This is a genomic window from Nonomuraea typhae, from assembly GCF_009760925.1.
Taxonomy (GTDB): Bacteria; Actinomycetota; Actinomycetes; order Streptosporangiales; family Streptosporangiaceae; genus Nonomuraea; species Nonomuraea typhae.
Genome location: NZ_VRLV01000001.1, coordinates 1,111,047 through 1,127,030, shown reverse-complemented (window position 1 = coordinate 1,127,030; position 15,984 = coordinate 1,111,047). Strand labels below are relative to the sequence as shown.

The window sequence follows — 15,984 nt, the reverse complement described above, 5'->3', positions numbered from 1 at the left end:
GTGGCCAAGCAAGCGCCGGGAGTGCGCATCGACGGCCTCACGGTCGTCTACAAGACCGCGGCGGGCGAGCTGCCCGCCGTCCGCGACGTCAGCCTGGAGCTGAAGCCGGGCACGATCACCGGCATCGTGGGCGAGTCCGGCTCGGGCAAGTCCACGATGGCGCTGTCGCTGCTCAACGCCGTGCAGCCGCCGGGCCGCATCGCGGCGGGCCGGGTGGACATCGACGGGCTGGGCAACGTCGCCGAGTTCAAGGGCGAGCAGCTGCGCAAGGCCCGCGGCCGGCACATCGGCTACGTCTTCCAGGCCGCCCAGAACTCCCTGAACCCCCTCAAGACCGTCGGCAAGCAGCTGCTCGACCTCGGCCGCTCGCACGGCGTGGAGGACCTGCGCGCCCTGGTCAGGGAGGCCAAGGAGCTGCTGGGCCGGATGGGCCTGGACGGCGCCCGGGTGCTCGACTCCCACCAGCACGAGCTGTCGGGCGGCATGCGCCAGCGCGTCGGCATCATGCTCGCGCTGGTCCTGAACGCGCACCTGGTCGTGCTGGACGAGCCGACCACCGCGCTCGACATGATCACGCAGGCCAACATCCTCAAGATCGTGCGCGAGGTGCACGCCGAACGCGGCCTCACGACGCTGGTCATCACCCACGACATCGGCGTGGTGGCCGAGGTCGCCGACAGGCTCGCGGTCATGTACGGCGGGCGGCTGGTCGAGCAGGGCCCCACCCGCGAGGTCCTGGCCGACCCGCGACACCCCTACACCAAGGGCCTGATCCGGGCCATCCCGCGCCTGGTGGGCGACATCAATGAGGCTCAGGCCCTGCCCGGCCGCCCGCCCACGCTGGCCACCGTCCCCAAGGAGGGCTGCGTGTTCCGCGAGCGCTGCGCGCTGCGCATGGACGTCTGCGACACCGCCGACCCGGCGGCACGGGCGTACGGCGCCAGGATCGTGGCCTGCCACGCCGTCGACCAGGCCGTCAAGGTGCCGTCCAGGGAGGGTGAGCACGCGTGATCACGGGGACCGGCATCACCAAGACCTTCAAGCAGCGCGGCAACGTGCTCGGCGGCCGGGAGGTGCAGGCGCTGCGCGGGGTGGACTTCTCCATCCCCAAGGGCGGCGCCGCCTCGTTCATCGGCGAGTCCGGCTGCGGCAAGACGACGCTCGGCCGGATCATCGCCGGGCTCGAGTCCTACGACGGCGGCCGGATCAGCATCAACGGCACCGAGATGTCGTCGCTGAAGCCGAAGGATCGCCAGCCGCACTTCCGGCGCATCCAGATGATCCACCAGGACCCGTACTCGGCGCTGAACCCGACGCGGACCATCCATCAGACGCTGCACGCGCCGCTGAAGCTGCGCGCCAAGCAGACCGGCCGCGACGCCAGGTGGATCGAGGAGCGGGCGGCGGAGGTCCTGGCGCTGGTCGGCCTGGACCCGGGCTCGGTGCTGTCGCGCTATCCGCACCAGTTGTCCGGCGGCATGCGCCAGCGCGTGGTCATCGCCCGCGCGCTCACCGTGGACCCCGACATGCTCGTGGCCGACGAGGCGGTCTCCATGATCGACGTCTCGCTGCGGCTGGGCATCCTGGCGCTGCTGAAGGACCTGCGCGAACGGCTGGGCGTCAGCGTGCTGTTCATCACCCACGACGTGGCGACCTCCCGCTACATCGGCGACGACGGCGAGATGTACGTCATCTACCGCGGCCAGGTCGTCGAACGCGGACCCGTGGACACGGTGATCGCCGACCCGGTGCACCCGTACACGCAGTCGCTGCTGTCGGCGATCCCGGTGCTGCACGGCCTGGAGGAGCCCGGTGCGCAGCCGGTCGTCCCGGTGGAGGCGCTGGACGGCAGCCAGGAGCCGACCGGCTGCCTGTTCGCCCGCCGCTGCCCGTTCCGGCAGGACCGCTGCGAGTCGGAGCGGCCGGCGCTGCAGATCACCGAGGGGTCGCCGCAGGAGCACGCCTGCTTCTTCCCCGAGCGCCGCGACGTGATCGCGCGCCCGATGAGCGGGGTGTGAGGGACCGTGGGGGGAACGCACACCGCGGACCTGGCCGAGGCCGGGCGGATCGCGCGCGCGGCGCTGACCTACGACGCCGGCGAGGGCGAGGCGCTGGTCCGGCGGCTCGCGGCGCCTCCGGCCGACCGGCGGTGGACGGCGATCGCCGAGGGCGGAGGGGTCGTCTTCGCCTCCATGTCCACGCGTGATCCCGGGCTCGGGCACATCGATCTGCTGGCCGTACACCCCGATGAGCAGGGCAAGGGATGCGGCCGGGACCTGGTGGGCGCGGCCGAGCAGTGGCTGCGCGCCCAGGGCGCGACGCAGGCGCGGATGGCCGGCAACCCGCCGTGCTATGCCTGGCCGGGCATCGACGTGCGCTACACGCCCGCCGCCGCGCTGGCCGAGCGCCTGGGCTACGAGCGCTACCACGTGGCCTGGAACATGACCGCCGACCTCACCGCGGACCTCTCGGTCGAGAAGGACACGGTACGGCTGGCCGAGCGGGGCGTCCGCATCGCCGTCCACCGGAAGGACGCGGAGGGGCCCGGCCGGGCGGCCGTCGTGGAGTTCACGCGGCGGCATTGGAACGATGCGTGGGCCTGGGAGGCCGAGACCGCCGACGGCGTGGCCTACGCCGAGCGGGACGGGGAGATCCTGGGCTTCGCCGCCTGGGGCGCCCGGCCGGGCTGGTTCGGCCCGATGGGGACCGCGCCCGCCGCGCAGGGACTGGGCGTGGGCCGGGTGCTGCTGCGCCTGGCGCTGGCCGGTCAGCGGGCGGAGGGACAGACGAGCGCCCAGATCGGGTGGGTGGGGCCGCTGCGGTTCTACTCGCGCGCGGTGGGCGCGCGAGCCGAACGCGTTTTCTGGCTCTACCGCCGCGAGCTGGTGTAGAGCAGGTGACCGTCGGGGAAGCCGGGGTCAGGACACAGCTCGCGCGGGTCGCCGCCGTCATCCAGGCAGCGCGTGAGCGTGTCGGAGCCCCACAGGTGTTCCATGAACAGGTTGGGCCCCCACCAGGCGAAGTCGCCGGGGTAGAGGGCCCGGGCCAGGTGGAGCATCGACAGGCCGGTGAGCACGGGCCGGAAGGCCGTCCGGTCGTGCACGTGCAGCTGGACTCCGTGGCAGACGGTCCCGGCGTGCTTCTGGAACGTGGGCGTGAAGGACACCTCGCGGAAGCGCACGCCGGGCAGGCCGAGGGCGTTGAGCTCGCGGGCGTAGCGCTCGTCGGCGTACGGCGCGCCGATGAGCTCGAACGGGCGGGTGGTGCCGCGGCCTTCGGAGAAGGTGGTGCCCTCGAACAGCCCGGTTCCGGGGTAGACCAGGGCGGTGTCGGTGGTCGGCATGTTGACCGACGGCATCACCCAGGGCAGGCCGGTGTCCTCGAAGGCCATCTCGCGCCGCCAGCCGTCCATCGCGACGACGGTCACGCCGGGGTCGAAGCCCAGCGCCAGCTCGCCGGCGGTCTTGCCGTGGCGGATGGGCAGCGGCGCGCGGCCGACGAAGCTGGCGAAGGCGGGCTCCAGCAGCGGGCCTTCGGTGAGGGTCCCGCCGAGGGGGTTGGGCCGGTCGAGTACGGCGAAGCGCACGCCGAGCCGTTTAGCGGACATCAAGAGGTCGTACAGCGTCCAGATGTAGGTGTAGAACCGGGTGCCGACGTCGGCGATGTCGAACACCAGCGTGTCCACCCTCGAGGCGGACACGACGGCGTCCAGCTCCGGTCCGGAGATCTGGTGGGTGTCGTGGACCGGCAGCCCGGTCCTGGGGTCGGTGGCGTCCTGTTCGCTGAAGCCCGCCTGGGCGGTGCCGCGCATGCCGTGCTCGGGGCCGAACAACGCGGCGATCGGCACGCCCGCGGCGAGCAGCGCCTCCAGGGTGGGGGTCAGGTCGGGCAGGACGCCCGTCGGGTTGGTGATGAGGCCGATGCGCTCGCCCGGCACGAGCGAGGGGTCGGCAACCAGCCGTTCCGCTCCGGTTCGTACGTGTTGCATGAACCCATTGTCTGAAAGTTATTTACAAGAGAGAAGTAGATGGTGGAAATTAGCGTCATGAGTGATCCGGAGCTGTCCACGGAACAGAGCGATCCGCGCTACAGCCAGATTGACCGGCTGCCGACGGAACAGATCGCCCAGTTGATGAACCAGGCCGACGCGTCCGTGCCCGCCGCGGTCGCCGCCGCCGTGCCGGACATCTCCGCCGCCATCGACGCGATCGCCGCGCGGATGGGCGCGGGCGGCCGGCTCCTGTACGTCGGCGCGGGCACCTCGGGCCGCCTGGCCGTGCTCGACGCCTCGGAGTGCCCGCCCACCTTCGGCACCGACCCGTCGCTGGTCCAGGGCATCATCGCCGGCGGCCACGAGGCGCTGACGCGCTCCATCGAGGGCGCGGAGGACGACGCCGGGGCAGGCGCCGCCGCCATCGCCGATCTCGAGGTCGGCCCCAGCGACGCTGTCGTCGGCGTCTCGGCCAGCGGACGCGCCCCTTTCGTCATCGGCGCGCTCGGCGAGGCCGCCGGGCGCGGGGCGCTCACCGTCGGCCTGTCGTGCAACCGGGCGGCGCCGCTGTCGGCGGCGGCCGAGCACGGCATCGAGGTCGTCGTGGGGCCCGAGGTGGTCACCGGCTCCACCCGGCTCAAGGCGGGCACCGCGCAGAAGCTGGTGCTCAACATGATCTCCACCATCTCGATGATCCGCCTGGGCCGTACCTACGGCAACAAGATGATCGAGATGTCCGCGATGAACTCCAAGCTGGCCGGCCGCGCCGTCCGCATGGTCGGTGACATCACCGGCGCCGACCCCGAGACCGCCCGCAAGACCCTGGCGGCGGCCGACGGCCAGGCCAAGGTGGCGGTGCTCATGATCCGGCACGGCCTCGGCGCCGACGCCGCCCGCGCCCTGCTGGAGGAGCACGGTGAGCGGCTGACCGACGCCCTGGAGAGCGCGCAGAGCTGAGAAAGGGGGGCGGACATGACGGCGAGCGGAGGGCGGGCGATGGACGGATGTGCGCGGAAGGCCGCGAGACCGAGGTCCGAGGCCGGGAAGGGCGGGGGTTCCTGATGTCGGATCGGCTGGACGAGATCCTGGCCGGAGGTGTGCCCGGCACGGCCGCGGCCGCCGTGGCGCTCGTCGCCGTGGACGGGGCCGTGGTCGCCTCGTCGGTCGCCGGAGAGCTGGTGCGCTACGACGACGCGGAGTTCACCCTGGCCGAGGAGCGGCCGCCGGCCCGCCGGGACTCCATCTTCGACCTGGCCTCGATCAGCAAGCTCTTCACCACGGCCGTCCTGCTGTCGCTGAGCGAGGACGGGCTGCTGGGGCTGGACGAGCCGATCGCCGCCTGGCTGCCCGGCCGCGATCCGCGCATCACCACGCGACGGCTGCTCACCCACACCGCCGGGCTGCAGCCGACGCGGCGCATCGACCTCGAGCTCCCCGGCGCCACCCCGGCGGCCCGCATGGCCGCCATCCTCGACACGCCCATCACCTCACAGACCGGCGGGCCGTACCTGTACACCGACGTCGGCATGGTCACCGCCGGGCGCGTGGCCGAGCTGGCGGGCGGGGCGCCGCTGGACGAGCTGGTCCTGGCGCGCGTCACCGGACCGCTCGGGCTGTCCGACACCGGCTACACCCCCGGGCCGGACAAGCTGCCCAGGATCGCCGCCACCGAGTGGAAGCCGGAGCGCCCCGGCCCCGGCTGCGTGCGCGGGCAGGTGCACGACGAGACCGGTTACGGGCTCGGCGGCGTCGCCGGTCACGCCGGGATCTTCGCCACCGCCGACGACGTCCTGCGCTTCGGCGAGACCCTCCGGCAGGGCGGCGGCCCGATCCTGCGGCCGGAGACCGTCGCCGAGATGCTGCGCGACCAGGGAGCCGAGGGCGCCGCGTTCCGGCACGGGCTCGGCGTGCGCCTCGGCGACCCGGCCATCGCGGGACCGCTGCACGGCTCGTTCGGGCATTCCGGCTTCACCGGCACCTCGCTGGTCGTCGACCCCGCCCACCGGCTGACGGTGGTGCTGCTGACCAACGCCGTGCACCCCGTACGCGGCCGGGACGACATCCGCGCCCTGCGCCACGCGGTGGCCGCCGAAGGACTGCGCCTGGCCCTCTCCTAGGTGCCTGCGGGGCCGTCTCAGCGGGGCGCCAGGGCCTCCAGGGCCTCCTCCGCGCGGCGCATGGCCTGCGCGGGCTCGGCGGTGACGATGGCGGGGTCGAAGTTGAGGTCGTGGAAGACCTCCGTCACCCCCTTGGCCGCCAGCGCGTCCACGTCGGCCCGGATCTCCTCGTAGGTCCCCGCCAGCGGCCCGCGCCCGGCCCCGATCCGGGTGACGCCTCTGACGACGAAGCGCAGGGCGCCCGGGTCGCGCCCGGCTTTCTCGGCCGCCGCCTTTACAGTGTAGATTTTCTGGTCGATCGCGGCCAGGTTCTCCCGGCTGGCGCTCATCCAGCCGTCCGCGAGCCGCCCCGCCCGCTCCAGCGCCCGCTCCGCCGCACCGCCCATGAGGACCGGCGGTGGTCCCGGCTCGGGCTTGGGATCCATGTGGGAGGCCGGAATCCGGTAGAACTCCCCCTCGTGCGCCACGACGTCCTCGCTCCAGCACGCCCGCAGCACCTGGACGAACTCCTCTCCCCTGCGCCCCCGCGCGGCGAAGTCCACCCCCGCGGCCGTGAACTCCTCCTCCAGCCAGCCCAGCCCCACCCCGGCCGCCAGCCGTCCGCCGGAGAGCGTCTGGAGCGTGGCGAGCTGCTTGGCCAGCACCACCGGCTGCATGAAGACGTTGACCACCGCCAGCCCGAGCTCGATCCGCCGGGTGACGGCCGACACGTGGGCCAGCGTCATCAGCGGATCGTGCACGCTGCGGTAGACGGGTCCCATGGCGTGGCCCTCGGGGTAGAGCAGGCGCTGAAAGGTCCACAGGCCCGCGTACCCCAGTTCCTCGGCCCGCTGGGCCACCCGCCGCATGTTCTCCGCCCGCGCCCACGGACCCGACAGCGGCACTCCAAAGCTGATCTTCATGACGACTCCCGTGAAGAACGACCTCCGGCGACACCTAGTCTTATCAAGTGAGTCTCACGGAAGAACTGGCCGGGGTCGCCGCCGCCTACGGCGGCACGGGCGAGATCGCGGTCCATCCCACCCGCACCGACGTGGTCGTGGTGCGCAGGGGCGAGGTCGTGGTCAAGGCGCACTCCGAGCGTGACGACCCGCTCCTGCTGCCCGCCCGCCTGCGGGCCGCCGGCGCCGCGGCGCTGAGCGGGATCATGCTGGCGCCGCTCGAGCCCGAGATGCTCACCGTCTCCGGGCGCGCGGTCACCGTCTGGCCCGCCGGGACGACCGTGGACCCGGACACCGCCCCCTGGGAGGAGGGGGCCAGGCTGCTGGCGCGGCTGCACGCCGTACCGCTGCCGACGCTGGGGCCGCTGCCCGAGGCGGGCGGTCCGGCGCGCGCCGCCCGCGCGGTGCGGCGGATGCCGGGTGACGGCCCGGTCGAGCAGCTGGTACGGCGGGCGTTCGAGAGCCTGCCCGAGCCGGAGCCGCACCCCGGCCTGCTGACCCACGGCGACTGGCACCTGGGCCAGCTGGTGTGGCGCGAGCGCTGGCTGCTCATCGACATCGACGACGTGGGCGTGGGCGACCCGGCCTGGGACCTCGCCCGCCCGGCGGCGTGGTTCGCGGCGGGGCTGCTGGCCACCCCGATCTGGGAGCGGTTTCTCGGCGCCTACCTGGCTTCCGGCGGCCCCGCGCTGGACCCTTCCGACCCGTGGGCCCGCCTCGACGTCCCGGCCCGTGCGCTGACCGTGCAGCTCGCCGCGGTGGCCGTGGTGAACGCCACCCGCGACGGCCGGGAACTCGACGAGGTGGAGCATTCGTTGATCGAGGCGTGCGGCAGAATTGTCGGGCTCCCTCAGAGCCTGCCATAGTGGCGCACGCAAGGAGTTTTCCCCTGACGGCAAGGAGATCAAGCGGATGCAGTGCCCCAAGTGCCGCGGCAGCATGCGGACATATGAGCGCAACGGGGTCCACATCGAGCAGTGCGACAACTGCCGGGGAATCTTCCTCGACTATGGCGAGCTCGAGACCCTGACCCGGATGGAGTCCCAGTACCACGCTGCGCCGCCGCCCGCGCCCGGCGGCCCGGCCTGGGGCGCGCCGTCACACGGCGGCCACCACGGTGGTTACGGTCACGGCCGGCGTCGCAAGGACAGCTTCATGGGCATGCTGTTCTCGTCCTGACGCTGGAACGTGCGAAGGGCCGCGCGGCCGCCGCGCGGCCCTTCGCCGTGTTCCGGGCCTACTTGGGGAAGCTCTCCGGGTCCACCTCGTCGGTGGGCGCGTTGCCGCCGGTGATGGCGTGCAGCGTGATCTTCCAATCGTTCCAGCGGATCTGCGTCGCGGTGTAGGTGGTCTTGAACCGCACCGACGACTGGAAGCGTTCGAAGCTGCAGTCGCGGGTGAACGCCTTGCTCTTGCCGTCCCAGTCCACGCCATGGGTGAAGTAGATCCGGTACTTGCCGTCGCGCACGCCGCTGACCTTGTACTTCTTCTTCTTGCCGACGTAGACGCTGAACGCCTTGGTGTCCCCGCGCATCAGGGTGACGACCGCGTCCCGGGAGGCGCCGTTGTGGATCTGCATCGAGCTGCGGCCGGTGAGGCTCTCCTTCTTGAGGAACTGCCCGGTCTTCAGCCGCCGGCTCTGCTTGGCCGCGGCCTTCACGGTGACCACGTCGGCCGGGTAGTCGCCGGCGGCCTGCAGCGCGGCGCCGGCCTCGTCGAGCTGCTTGAGCGGGGCGCCGAGGTCGGTGAGCACGCCGCCCGCGGTGCACACGTCGCGGCTGCCGACCTTGCCGAGGGTGGCGCCGAACTGGGCGGCGGCCGCGCGCAGGCTGCCGACGTAGGCGTCGTGCTGGGCCTTCACCTCCGGCGGCGGGCTCACCAGGGCCAGCGCGTCGGCGGCGCCGCGCAGCGCCGCCTCGGCGCGTTCCATCCGCTGGTCCAGGGTCTTGACCGACTTCGCGCCCATCATCGAGCCGATGGCGGCGGTCAGCTCCTGCTTGCGGGTGGACAGTTCGCTCTTGTAGCCCTCGGGGGTGAGCGCGGTGCCGCTGGGCGGGGCGGAGCTCGTTCCCGTGCTCGGCGGGGCGCTGCCGGGGCCGCCGGCCACGCCCCGGGCGACGGGTTCGCCACCGGTCAGGGTGCCGCCGCCGGAGGAGCAGGCGGTGAGGGTCGCGAGAGCGAGTACGCAGGTCATCAACCGGGGGGCAGCCACCTGCCACACTATCGCCCGGTTGATCCCCTTGCGTCAATTCACGATTCCGACAGTCCCGTCTCCCTGTCCTGCACCAGCCAGCGGGTGATGCCGAGTTCCTCCAGGAAGGGCAGGTCGTGGCTGGCCACGATCAGCGCTCCCCGGTAGGCCGACAGCGCCTGAGTGAGCTGCCGCACACTGGCCAGGTCCAGGTTGTTGGTCGGCTCGTCGAGCAGGAGCAGCTGCGGCGCAGGGTCGGCCGACAGCAGCGCCGCCAGCGTCGCCCGGAACCGCTCGCCGCCCGACAGCGTGACGACCGGCTGGTGCACCTTCTGCCCGCGGAACAGGAAGCGGGCCAGCCGCGAGCGCACGTCGGTCACGCTCGCCTGCGGCGCGAAGGCACGCACGTTGTCCAGCACGCTCATGCTCTCGTCCAGCAGGTCGAGCCGTTGCGGCAGGTAGCGCAGCGGCACCGGCACGCCGTGCGCGGCGATGCGCTTGAGCAGGGTGGTCTTGCCCGAGCCGTTCGCGCCGGTCAGCGCGATCCGCTCGGGCCCCTGCACGAGCAGCTTCTCCAGTACGGCGGCGCCGTCCCCGGCCTCCGGGGCCGGATCGAGCGGCAGCTCCAGCACCACCCGCCCGGCGGGCACCGCGGTCTCCGGCAGGGAGATGCGGATCTCCTTGTCGTCGCGGACGGCCTGCTCGGCCTCGGTCAGTTTGTCACGTGCCTCCTCCAGCTTGTCCTGGTGCATGGTGCGGTGTTTGCCGGCCGAGACCTGCGCCTCGCGCTTGCGGGCGTTCATGACGATCTTCGGCTCGCGCTTCTGGGCGTACATCTTGTTGCCGTACCGCACCCGGCGATCCAGCTTGACCAGGGCGTCGGCCAGCTCGCGCTTCTGCTTGCGCATGTCGGCCTCGGCCACGCGGACCAGCCGCTCGGCCGTGTCCTGCTCGGCGGCGAGCATGCGCTCGTAGTCGGCGAAGTCGCCGCCGAACATGCGCACCCGGCCCTCGCGCAACTCGGCGATCTGGTCGGCGAGCGCGAGCAGCGCCCGGTCGTGGCTGACCACGACGAGCACGCCCGGCCACGCCTCGACCGCCGCGTACAGCCGGGTGCGGGCGTCCAGGTCGAGGTTGTTGGTGGGCTCGTCCAGCAGCAGCACGTCCGGCCGGGACAGGAACTGGGCCGCGAGCCCGACCATGACCACCTCGCCGCCGGACAGCGTGCCGACGGTGCGGTCGAGGTGCACGTGGTCCAGGCCGAGCCGGTCGAGCTCGGCCCTGGCGCGTTCCTCGACGTCCCAGTCGTCGCCCACGGCCTCGAAGTGCGCCACGGCCACGTCACCGGACTCGATGGCGTGCAGCGCGGCCCGGATCGGGGCGATCCCGAGCAGATCCGCGACCGTGCTCTCCCGGCGCAGGGTGAGATTCTGCGCCAGGTAGCCGACCCGTCCGGCCAGCGTGACGCTGCCCCCGGCGGGTTTCAGCTCCCCGGCGAGGATCTTGAGCAGTGTGGACTTGCCCGACCCGTTGGTCCCGATCAGACCGGTACGGCCGGCGGGAAAGGCGGCCTCGAGCTGGTCGAGCACCAAGGTGCCGTCGGCCCAGCCGTACGAGACGCGGTCGATTACCACGGAAAATGACATAAGGCGGCTCCCGTCACAAAGATCAGCATGAAATGTGACTTGGCGGGAATCACCGCGAAAACGCCCGTGTGAGGTGGCGAACGCCGAGGTCCAGGAGTGCGCGCGTGCCCACGACGGGGCGGAACGGCGCGGTGCCCGCGACCTCAGACCCTCACGTCAACTGCCCCCTGGGCTCGGCGATAAGACGTCGGGAACTGTACCCCGGCCACGGATCGGTTGGCAAGCCTAGCCTTTGACCGCCCCGCCGAAGCTGAACGATCCGGCCAGATACTTGTTGACCGCGACGTACAACGCCACGGCCGGCGCGGTGTAGATGATCGAGAAGGCGGCCAGCTCGCCGTAGGCCACCTGCCCGTACTGGGAGAAGAACGTGTAGATGGTCACCGCCGCCGGCGCCTCGCCCGGCTCGTCCAGCAGCACGAACGGGGCGAAGAAGTTGCCCCACTGCCCGACGAAGACGAAGATGCCGACCACCGCGACGCCGGGCGCCATCAGCGGCCCGACCACCCGCACCAGCGACTGCACCCATCCGGCCCCGTCCACCCAGGCCGCCTCCTCCAGGCCGACCGGCACGCCGTCCATGAAGTTCTTCATGAGCCAGATCGCGAACGGCAGCGCGCTGGCCGTCAGGAAGAGCACCATCGCCGGCACCGAGCCGTAGAGGTTGAACCGGTAGAACAGGGAGTAGACCGGCACGATGATCGCGGTCAGCGGCAGGCCGGTGGTGAACAGCAGCGTCAGCATGAAGGACCGCTTGTACCGCAGCTCGTAGCGCGAGAGCGGATAGGCGGCCGGCACGGCGACGGCCACGGTGAGCAATGCGGTCCCGCCGGAGATCACGATGGAGTTGATCACCGGCAGCACCGTGGTCTCCCAGGTGAGCACCGCCCGGAAGTTACCCAGCGAGAACTCCCCCGTCGGCTGCGCCGACAACCCCGCGCCCGGCTGGACCGAGGCGATGACCACCCACAGGAACGGCGCGGCGAACGAGATCGCCACGACCAGCAGCGCGAGCCGTGCGGCCAGGCGGCCCATCAGTCCTCCACCTTGATCAGCCGGAGATAGATCAGCGAGAACAACGCCCCGATCACCAGCATCACCAGCGCCATGGCGGAGCCGTAGGCGATCTCGCCGTATCTCAGGGCCTTGTCGTACATGTACAGCGGCGTCGTCTGGCTGGCGTTGCCCGGGCCGCCGCCCGTGAGGGTGTAGATGAGGCCGAAACTGGCCAGCGTCTGCAGGGTGATGAGCATGAGGTTGGCCATGATCGAGCGGCGGATCAGCGGCAGCGTGATGTGCCACAGGCGCTGCCACCTCCCCGCCCCGTCCACGGCCGCCGCCTCGACCAGGTCGGCGGGCACCTCCGACAGCGCCGCCGAGTACACCAGCATCGAGAAGGCGGTGCCGCGCCAGACGTTGGCCAGGATGACCGCGACCATCGGCGCGGTGTAGAGCCACTCCTGCCCGAGGCCGGTCAGCGTGTTGAGCGTGCCCTCCTCGGCCAGGAAGGAGAACCAGCACAGCGCCGCCACGACCTCGGGCATCACCCAGGCCGCGATGACCACGCCGTTGACCGTGCTGCGCGTGAACCGTGAGCGGCCCCGTTGCAGCAGCGCGATCATCAGGCCGAGCGTGTTCTGCCCGACGACGGCCGAGCCGACGACGAAGACGAAGGTGAGGGTGAAGGAGTTGAGGAAGTCGGCGTCGGCGAACATGCGCACGAAGTTGGCCGGGCCGACGAACCGCGGGCTGACCGAGTTGGTGCCCGTCAGCGTCTCGTTGGTGAAGGCGGCGTAGAAGCTCCACAACACCGGCCCGGCCAGGAAGAGCACGAGCAGCACCAGCGCCGGGACCAGCGGCGCCAGGCGGCGCAGGGCCCGGAACCCGCGTCCCGGCGGGCGTGTCCCGGCCACGCCCGCGACCGCCGTGGCCGTCATCCGCCCGCGACGACCTTGTCCGGGCCGCCGACGACGCCGGGCAGCCGGTCGGAGAACGTCCTGGCCGCCTCCTCGGGGCTGCGCGTCCCGGTGGTGACCGCCTCCATGGCCTCCTGGACCTCGGCCGAGACCTTCGGGTACTCCTCGAAGGCCGGCCGGTAGTGCGTGACGGCGGCCAGGTCCGTCCAGAACTTGATGGAGGGGTTGTCGGCGTTGTAGGCGGGGTCGGCGGCGACGTCCTTGCGGGTGGTCAGGTCGCCGGTGCCGATGGAGTAGAGCATCTGGTTCTCTTTGTTCGTGGCGGTGGCGATGAAGTCGAACGCCTCCTTCTTGTTCGGCGTGTAGGAGCTCATCGCCATCACCCAGCCGCCGGACATGCTCACCGCGCCCGGCTCCTGGCCGTTCTGCGTCGGCATCCTGGTCCAGCCGATCTTCTGCTGCCACTCCGGCCACGGCTTGGGGCTGGTCGGCTTCCAGGCCGCGGCGGTCCAGGCGCCGTCGAGCGAGATGCCGAGCTTGCCCTGCGGGAACCACTCCAGGTTGTTCTTGTCGGCCAGCTTCGCGTTGTGCGCGTCGGCGAGCTTGGGGCCGAGGTTCTCCCGGTAGAGCGTGTTGACGAAGGCCAGGGAGTCGGTGAAGCCCTTGCCGGCCGCCGCCCACTTCTTCTGCGCCTGGTCGTAGAGGGTGCCGCCGGGCGTGCCGTACAGGAGCATCTCGAAGCCCTGCATGGTCGTGGCCTCGCCGTGGATCTTGGTGGAGTACATGCTGAAGGGGACGACGCCGGGGACCTTCTGCTTGATCGCGCGGGCCGCCGCGAGCACGTCCGCCCAGGTCTTGGGCTCCCACGGTACGGCGATGCCGGCCTTGGCCAGGACGTCCTTGTGGTACCACAGGCCGCGGGTGTCGGTGCTGATCGGGACGCCGTAGATCTTGCCGTCGCCGCCCTTGGCCGCGGCCTTGACCGAGTCGGGGAACTGGGTGCTCCAGTCGGCCCAGCCGGCCAGGTACTCGTCGAGCGGGGCCAGTTTGCCCGCGGCCACGTCGGCGTTGACCTGGAAGGTGTCGTGGTAGTAGAGGTCGGGCGCGGAGTCGGCGGAGCGGTTGAGCAGGGCGAGCTTGGTGTAGTACGCCTCGTTGTTGCCCTGCACCGGGGTCAGCTTGACGGTGACGCCCTTGTGCGAGGACTCGTACTGTTTCTTGGCGTTCTGGAGCATCTTCTCCAGGTGCGGCCAGGTGGTTTCGACCTTGTAGAGGACCTCGAGCTCCTTGGCCCCGGAGGCGGCGGGCTCCTTGGCGCCGGATCCGCAGGCGGCCAGGCCGATGACGAGGGTTGAGGTGATCAGGACATGTTTCATCGGGGCACCCCCGGGATGTCGCTGGTTCCCCGAACGTAAATCAATTTGATTTACATGACAACATGGGTCTCATGCGAATGGGCACCAATCTGCCCAAGGTTGGCGACTACAACCGGGCGGTAGTCCTGGAGGCCGTGCAGGTCTCCGACGGCATCAGCAGGGTCCAGATCGCCGAGCGCACCGGCCTGACCCCGCAGGCCGTCTCGGTCATCGTCAGGAAGCTGCTGGAGGACGGCCTGGTCGTCGAGGACGGCTCCGCGCCGGGCACGGGCGGCAAACCCCGCACCATCCTGCGGGTGGACGCCGCCGCCGGGTACGCCGTCGGCATCCACTTCGACCCGGAGTCGGTCTCCTACGTGCTCGCCGACCTGGCCGGCCGCCCGCTGGTCAAGATCCACCGCCCGGTACGGCGGGCCGAGCCGGAGCCGGTGGTCAGGAGCCTGGCCCGCACCGCCCGCCGCCTGCTGAAGGAGGCCGGCGTCCCGGACGGCAAGGTGCTCGGCGTGGGCCTGGCCTCCCCCGGCCCGCTCGACCCCGACGGCGTCATCGTCAACCCGCCGCGCCTGGCCGGCTGGGACGGCGTGCCGATCAGGAGCCTGCTGGAGCGGCACGTCGGCTACCCGGTGACCGTGGACAACGACGCGACCGCGGCGGCGATCGGCGAGCGCTGGGCGGGCCTGGCCCGCACGGTGCCCAGCTTCGTCTACCTCTACCTGGGCACCGGGATCGGCGGGGGCCTGTTCCTGGACGGGCAGGTCTACCGGGGCCGCACGCTCAACGCCGCCGAGTTCGGCCACATCACGGTCATGCCGGACGGCCCGGCGTGTTACTGCGGCAACCGCGGCTGCGTGGAGGCGCTGTGCTGCCCGGACGCGATCGTGGCCACCGTCAGGGAGCGGCTGGCGCTGGGCGCGGAGTCGGCGCTGACCCGGGGGCGGCTCAGCCACGCCGCCGTCTGCGCCGCCGCGGCCGCCGGTGACCCGCTGGCGGTCTCGGTGACGGAGGAGGCCGCCGACCGGCTGGCCGACGCCGCGGTCTCGGTGGTCAACATGCTCGACGTGGACCTGCTCGTGGTGGGCGGGCCGGCCGTACGCGAGCTGGGCGGGCTCTACCGGGAGGTGATCGGGCGGGCGGTGGCCACCCGGGTGCTGGCCCGGGGGCTGCAGGCCGTCCGGGTGGCGGTCTCCCCCATCGCCGCCGACGCGGCGGCGATCGGCGCGGCCTCGCTGGTCTTCCACGTCACCTACGCGCCGCGCCTGGACCGGCTGATCAGGGAGTGACCCGGCGGGCCCGGTGGTTGGCCACGTTGACCCGGTTGGCGCAGGCCAGCGTGCAGAAGCGGCGCCGGCCGTTGCGGGAGGTGTCGACGTAGACGGTCGAGCAGCCCTCGCGGTCGCAGCGGCCCAGGCGGCGGCCGTCGGAGAAGGAGATGGCCATGGCCAGGCCGCCGGCGGTGGTGTCCTTGGCGCGGTTGACGATGTCGGCGTCGACGGAGAAGAAGTGCAGGTGCGGCTTGCGCCCGTCGTGCGCGCTGATGTACGGCGTGGCGGCGGAGATCTTCAGCAGCGCGTTGACCAGCTCGATCTGGACGTCCTGGTCGCGCTCGCCGAAGACGGGGGCGAGCCGCTCCGCCCACATCCGCAGCTCCTCGGCCTGGGCGGGGGTGAGCTCGGGCCGGAGCATCGAGTGGGCCGCCAGGATGCGCTCCAGCGTGCGCGGCGCGTGGTCGCGGGTGTTGACCAGGTCGGCCGACAGGGCCGCCCCGTTGCCGCCGTAAGTGTTGAAATGCACAAGGCCATTACATCA

16 protein-coding genes are annotated in these 15,984 nt (G+C 71.8%); 8 read left to right on the top strand and 8 right to left on the bottom strand.

Going from position 1 to position 15,984, the window contains the following annotated elements; all coding sequences use genetic code 11:
- From FVE25_RS05235 to FVE25_RS05225, 3 genes are read left to right on the top strand one after another with little or no spacing between them, the layout of a single operon-like run.
- Entirely contained in the window at positions 1 to 1,011 is a 1,011-nt protein-coding gene (locus FVE25_RS05235) for an ABC transporter ATP-binding protein (protein WP_246266626.1), read from the top strand.
- A complete protein-coding gene (locus FVE25_RS05230; protein ID WP_157245194.1) occupies positions 1,008 to 2,018 on the top strand; it encodes an ABC transporter ATP-binding protein in 1,011 nt (336 codons plus the stop codon). Before FVE25_RS05235 ends, FVE25_RS05230 begins: the two co-directional genes overlap by 4 nt.
- Before the next feature lie 6 nt (positions 2,019 to 2,024).
- Positions 2,025 to 2,891 carry a GNAT family N-acetyltransferase gene (locus FVE25_RS05225; protein ID WP_157245193.1) on the top strand — a complete coding sequence of 289 codons (867 nt, stop codon included), beginning with the start codon at positions 2,025 to 2,027 and terminating at the stop codon, positions 2,889 to 2,891.
- On the opposite strand, the gene FVE25_RS05220 is transcribed toward FVE25_RS05225, so the two are convergent.
- Positions 2,870 to 3,988, bottom strand: a complete 1,119-nt coding sequence (locus FVE25_RS05220) for an exo-beta-N-acetylmuramidase NamZ family protein (protein ID WP_157245192.1) — start codon at positions 3,986 to 3,988, stop codon at positions 2,870 to 2,872. The two genes, FVE25_RS05225 and FVE25_RS05220, sit on opposite strands and share 22 nt — an antisense overlap.
- A gap of 57 nt (positions 3,989 to 4,045) precedes the next feature.
- Here FVE25_RS05220 and murQ point away from each other — a divergent pair, with 57 nt between their 5' ends.
- Positions 4,046 to 4,948 carry an N-acetylmuramic acid 6-phosphate etherase gene (murQ, locus tag FVE25_RS05215; RefSeq protein ID WP_157245191.1) on the top strand — a complete coding sequence of 301 codons (903 nt, stop codon included), beginning with the start codon at positions 4,046 to 4,048 and terminating at the stop codon, positions 4,946 to 4,948.
- Positions 4,949 to 5,052: 104 nt separating this feature from the next.
- Positions 5,053 to 6,108, top strand: a complete 1,056-nt coding sequence (locus FVE25_RS05210) for a serine hydrolase domain-containing protein (protein WP_181019449.1) — start codon at positions 5,053 to 5,055, stop codon at positions 6,106 to 6,108.
- Positions 6,109 to 6,125: 17 nt separating this feature from the next.
- Here the strand turns inward: FVE25_RS05210 and FVE25_RS05205 are convergent, their stop codons facing one another.
- Complete coding sequence (locus tag FVE25_RS05205; RefSeq protein WP_157245190.1) at positions 6,126 to 7,010, bottom strand: TIGR03619 family F420-dependent LLM class oxidoreductase; 885 nt, start codon at positions 7,008 to 7,010, stop codon at positions 6,126 to 6,128.
- Between the two features lie 47 nt (positions 7,011 to 7,057).
- Between FVE25_RS05205 and FVE25_RS05200 the strand changes: the two genes are divergently transcribed.
- Both FVE25_RS05200 and FVE25_RS05195 read left to right on the top strand, forming a co-directional pair.
- Entirely contained in the window at positions 7,058 to 7,915 is an 858-nt protein-coding gene (locus FVE25_RS05200) for a phosphotransferase family protein (RefSeq protein WP_157245189.1), read from the top strand.
- 46 nt (positions 7,916 to 7,961) lie between these two features.
- Entirely contained in the window at positions 7,962 to 8,228 is a 267-nt protein-coding gene (locus FVE25_RS05195) for a TFIIB-type zinc ribbon-containing protein (RefSeq protein WP_157245188.1), read from the top strand.
- Between the two features lie 58 nt (positions 8,229 to 8,286).
- Here FVE25_RS05195 and FVE25_RS05190 read toward each other — a convergent pair whose 3' ends face one another.
- The 5 genes from FVE25_RS05190 to FVE25_RS05170 all read right to left on the bottom strand — a co-directional run bounded on the left by FVE25_RS05190 (position 8,287) and on the right by FVE25_RS05170 (position 14,178).
- A complete protein-coding gene (locus FVE25_RS05190) occupies positions 8,287 to 9,243 on the bottom strand; it encodes a hypothetical protein (protein ID WP_157245187.1) in 957 nt (318 codons plus the stop codon).
- Positions 9,244 to 9,299: 56 nt separating this feature from the next.
- On the bottom strand, positions 9,300 to 10,886 hold the full coding sequence (locus FVE25_RS05185) for an ABC-F family ATP-binding cassette domain-containing protein (RefSeq protein WP_157245186.1): 1,587 nt from the start codon (positions 10,884 to 10,886) through the stop codon (positions 9,300 to 9,302).
- 225 nt (positions 10,887 to 11,111) lie between these two features.
- Positions 11,112 to 11,921, bottom strand: coding sequence for a carbohydrate ABC transporter permease (locus tag FVE25_RS05180; protein WP_157245185.1), 810 nt, complete (start codon positions 11,919 to 11,921; stop codon positions 11,112 to 11,114).
- Positions 11,921 to 12,823 carry a carbohydrate ABC transporter permease gene (locus FVE25_RS05175; RefSeq protein ID WP_157245184.1) on the bottom strand — a complete coding sequence of 301 codons (903 nt, stop codon included), beginning with the start codon at positions 12,821 to 12,823 and terminating at the stop codon, positions 11,921 to 11,923. Before FVE25_RS05175 ends, FVE25_RS05180 begins: the two co-directional genes overlap by 1 nt.
- Entirely contained in the window at positions 12,820 to 14,178 is a 1,359-nt protein-coding gene (locus FVE25_RS05170; RefSeq protein WP_157245183.1) for an extracellular solute-binding protein, read from the bottom strand. Before FVE25_RS05170 ends, FVE25_RS05175 begins: the two co-directional genes overlap by 4 nt.
- Positions 14,179 to 14,240: 62 nt before the next feature.
- Here FVE25_RS05170 and FVE25_RS05165 point away from each other — a divergent pair, with 62 nt between their 5' ends.
- Positions 14,241 to 15,458: an ROK family transcriptional regulator gene (locus FVE25_RS05165; RefSeq protein WP_157245182.1), complete on the top strand. Its 1,218-nt coding sequence runs from the start codon at positions 14,241 to 14,243 to the stop codon at positions 15,456 to 15,458.
- On the opposite strand, the gene FVE25_RS05160 is transcribed toward FVE25_RS05165, so the two are convergent.
- Positions 15,448 to 15,969: a CGNR zinc finger domain-containing protein gene (locus tag FVE25_RS05160; RefSeq protein ID WP_157245181.1), complete on the bottom strand. Its 522-nt coding sequence runs from the start codon at positions 15,967 to 15,969 to the stop codon at positions 15,448 to 15,450. The genes FVE25_RS05165 and FVE25_RS05160 overlap by 11 nt on opposite strands.
- Positions 15,970 to 15,984 lie beyond the last annotated feature (15 nt).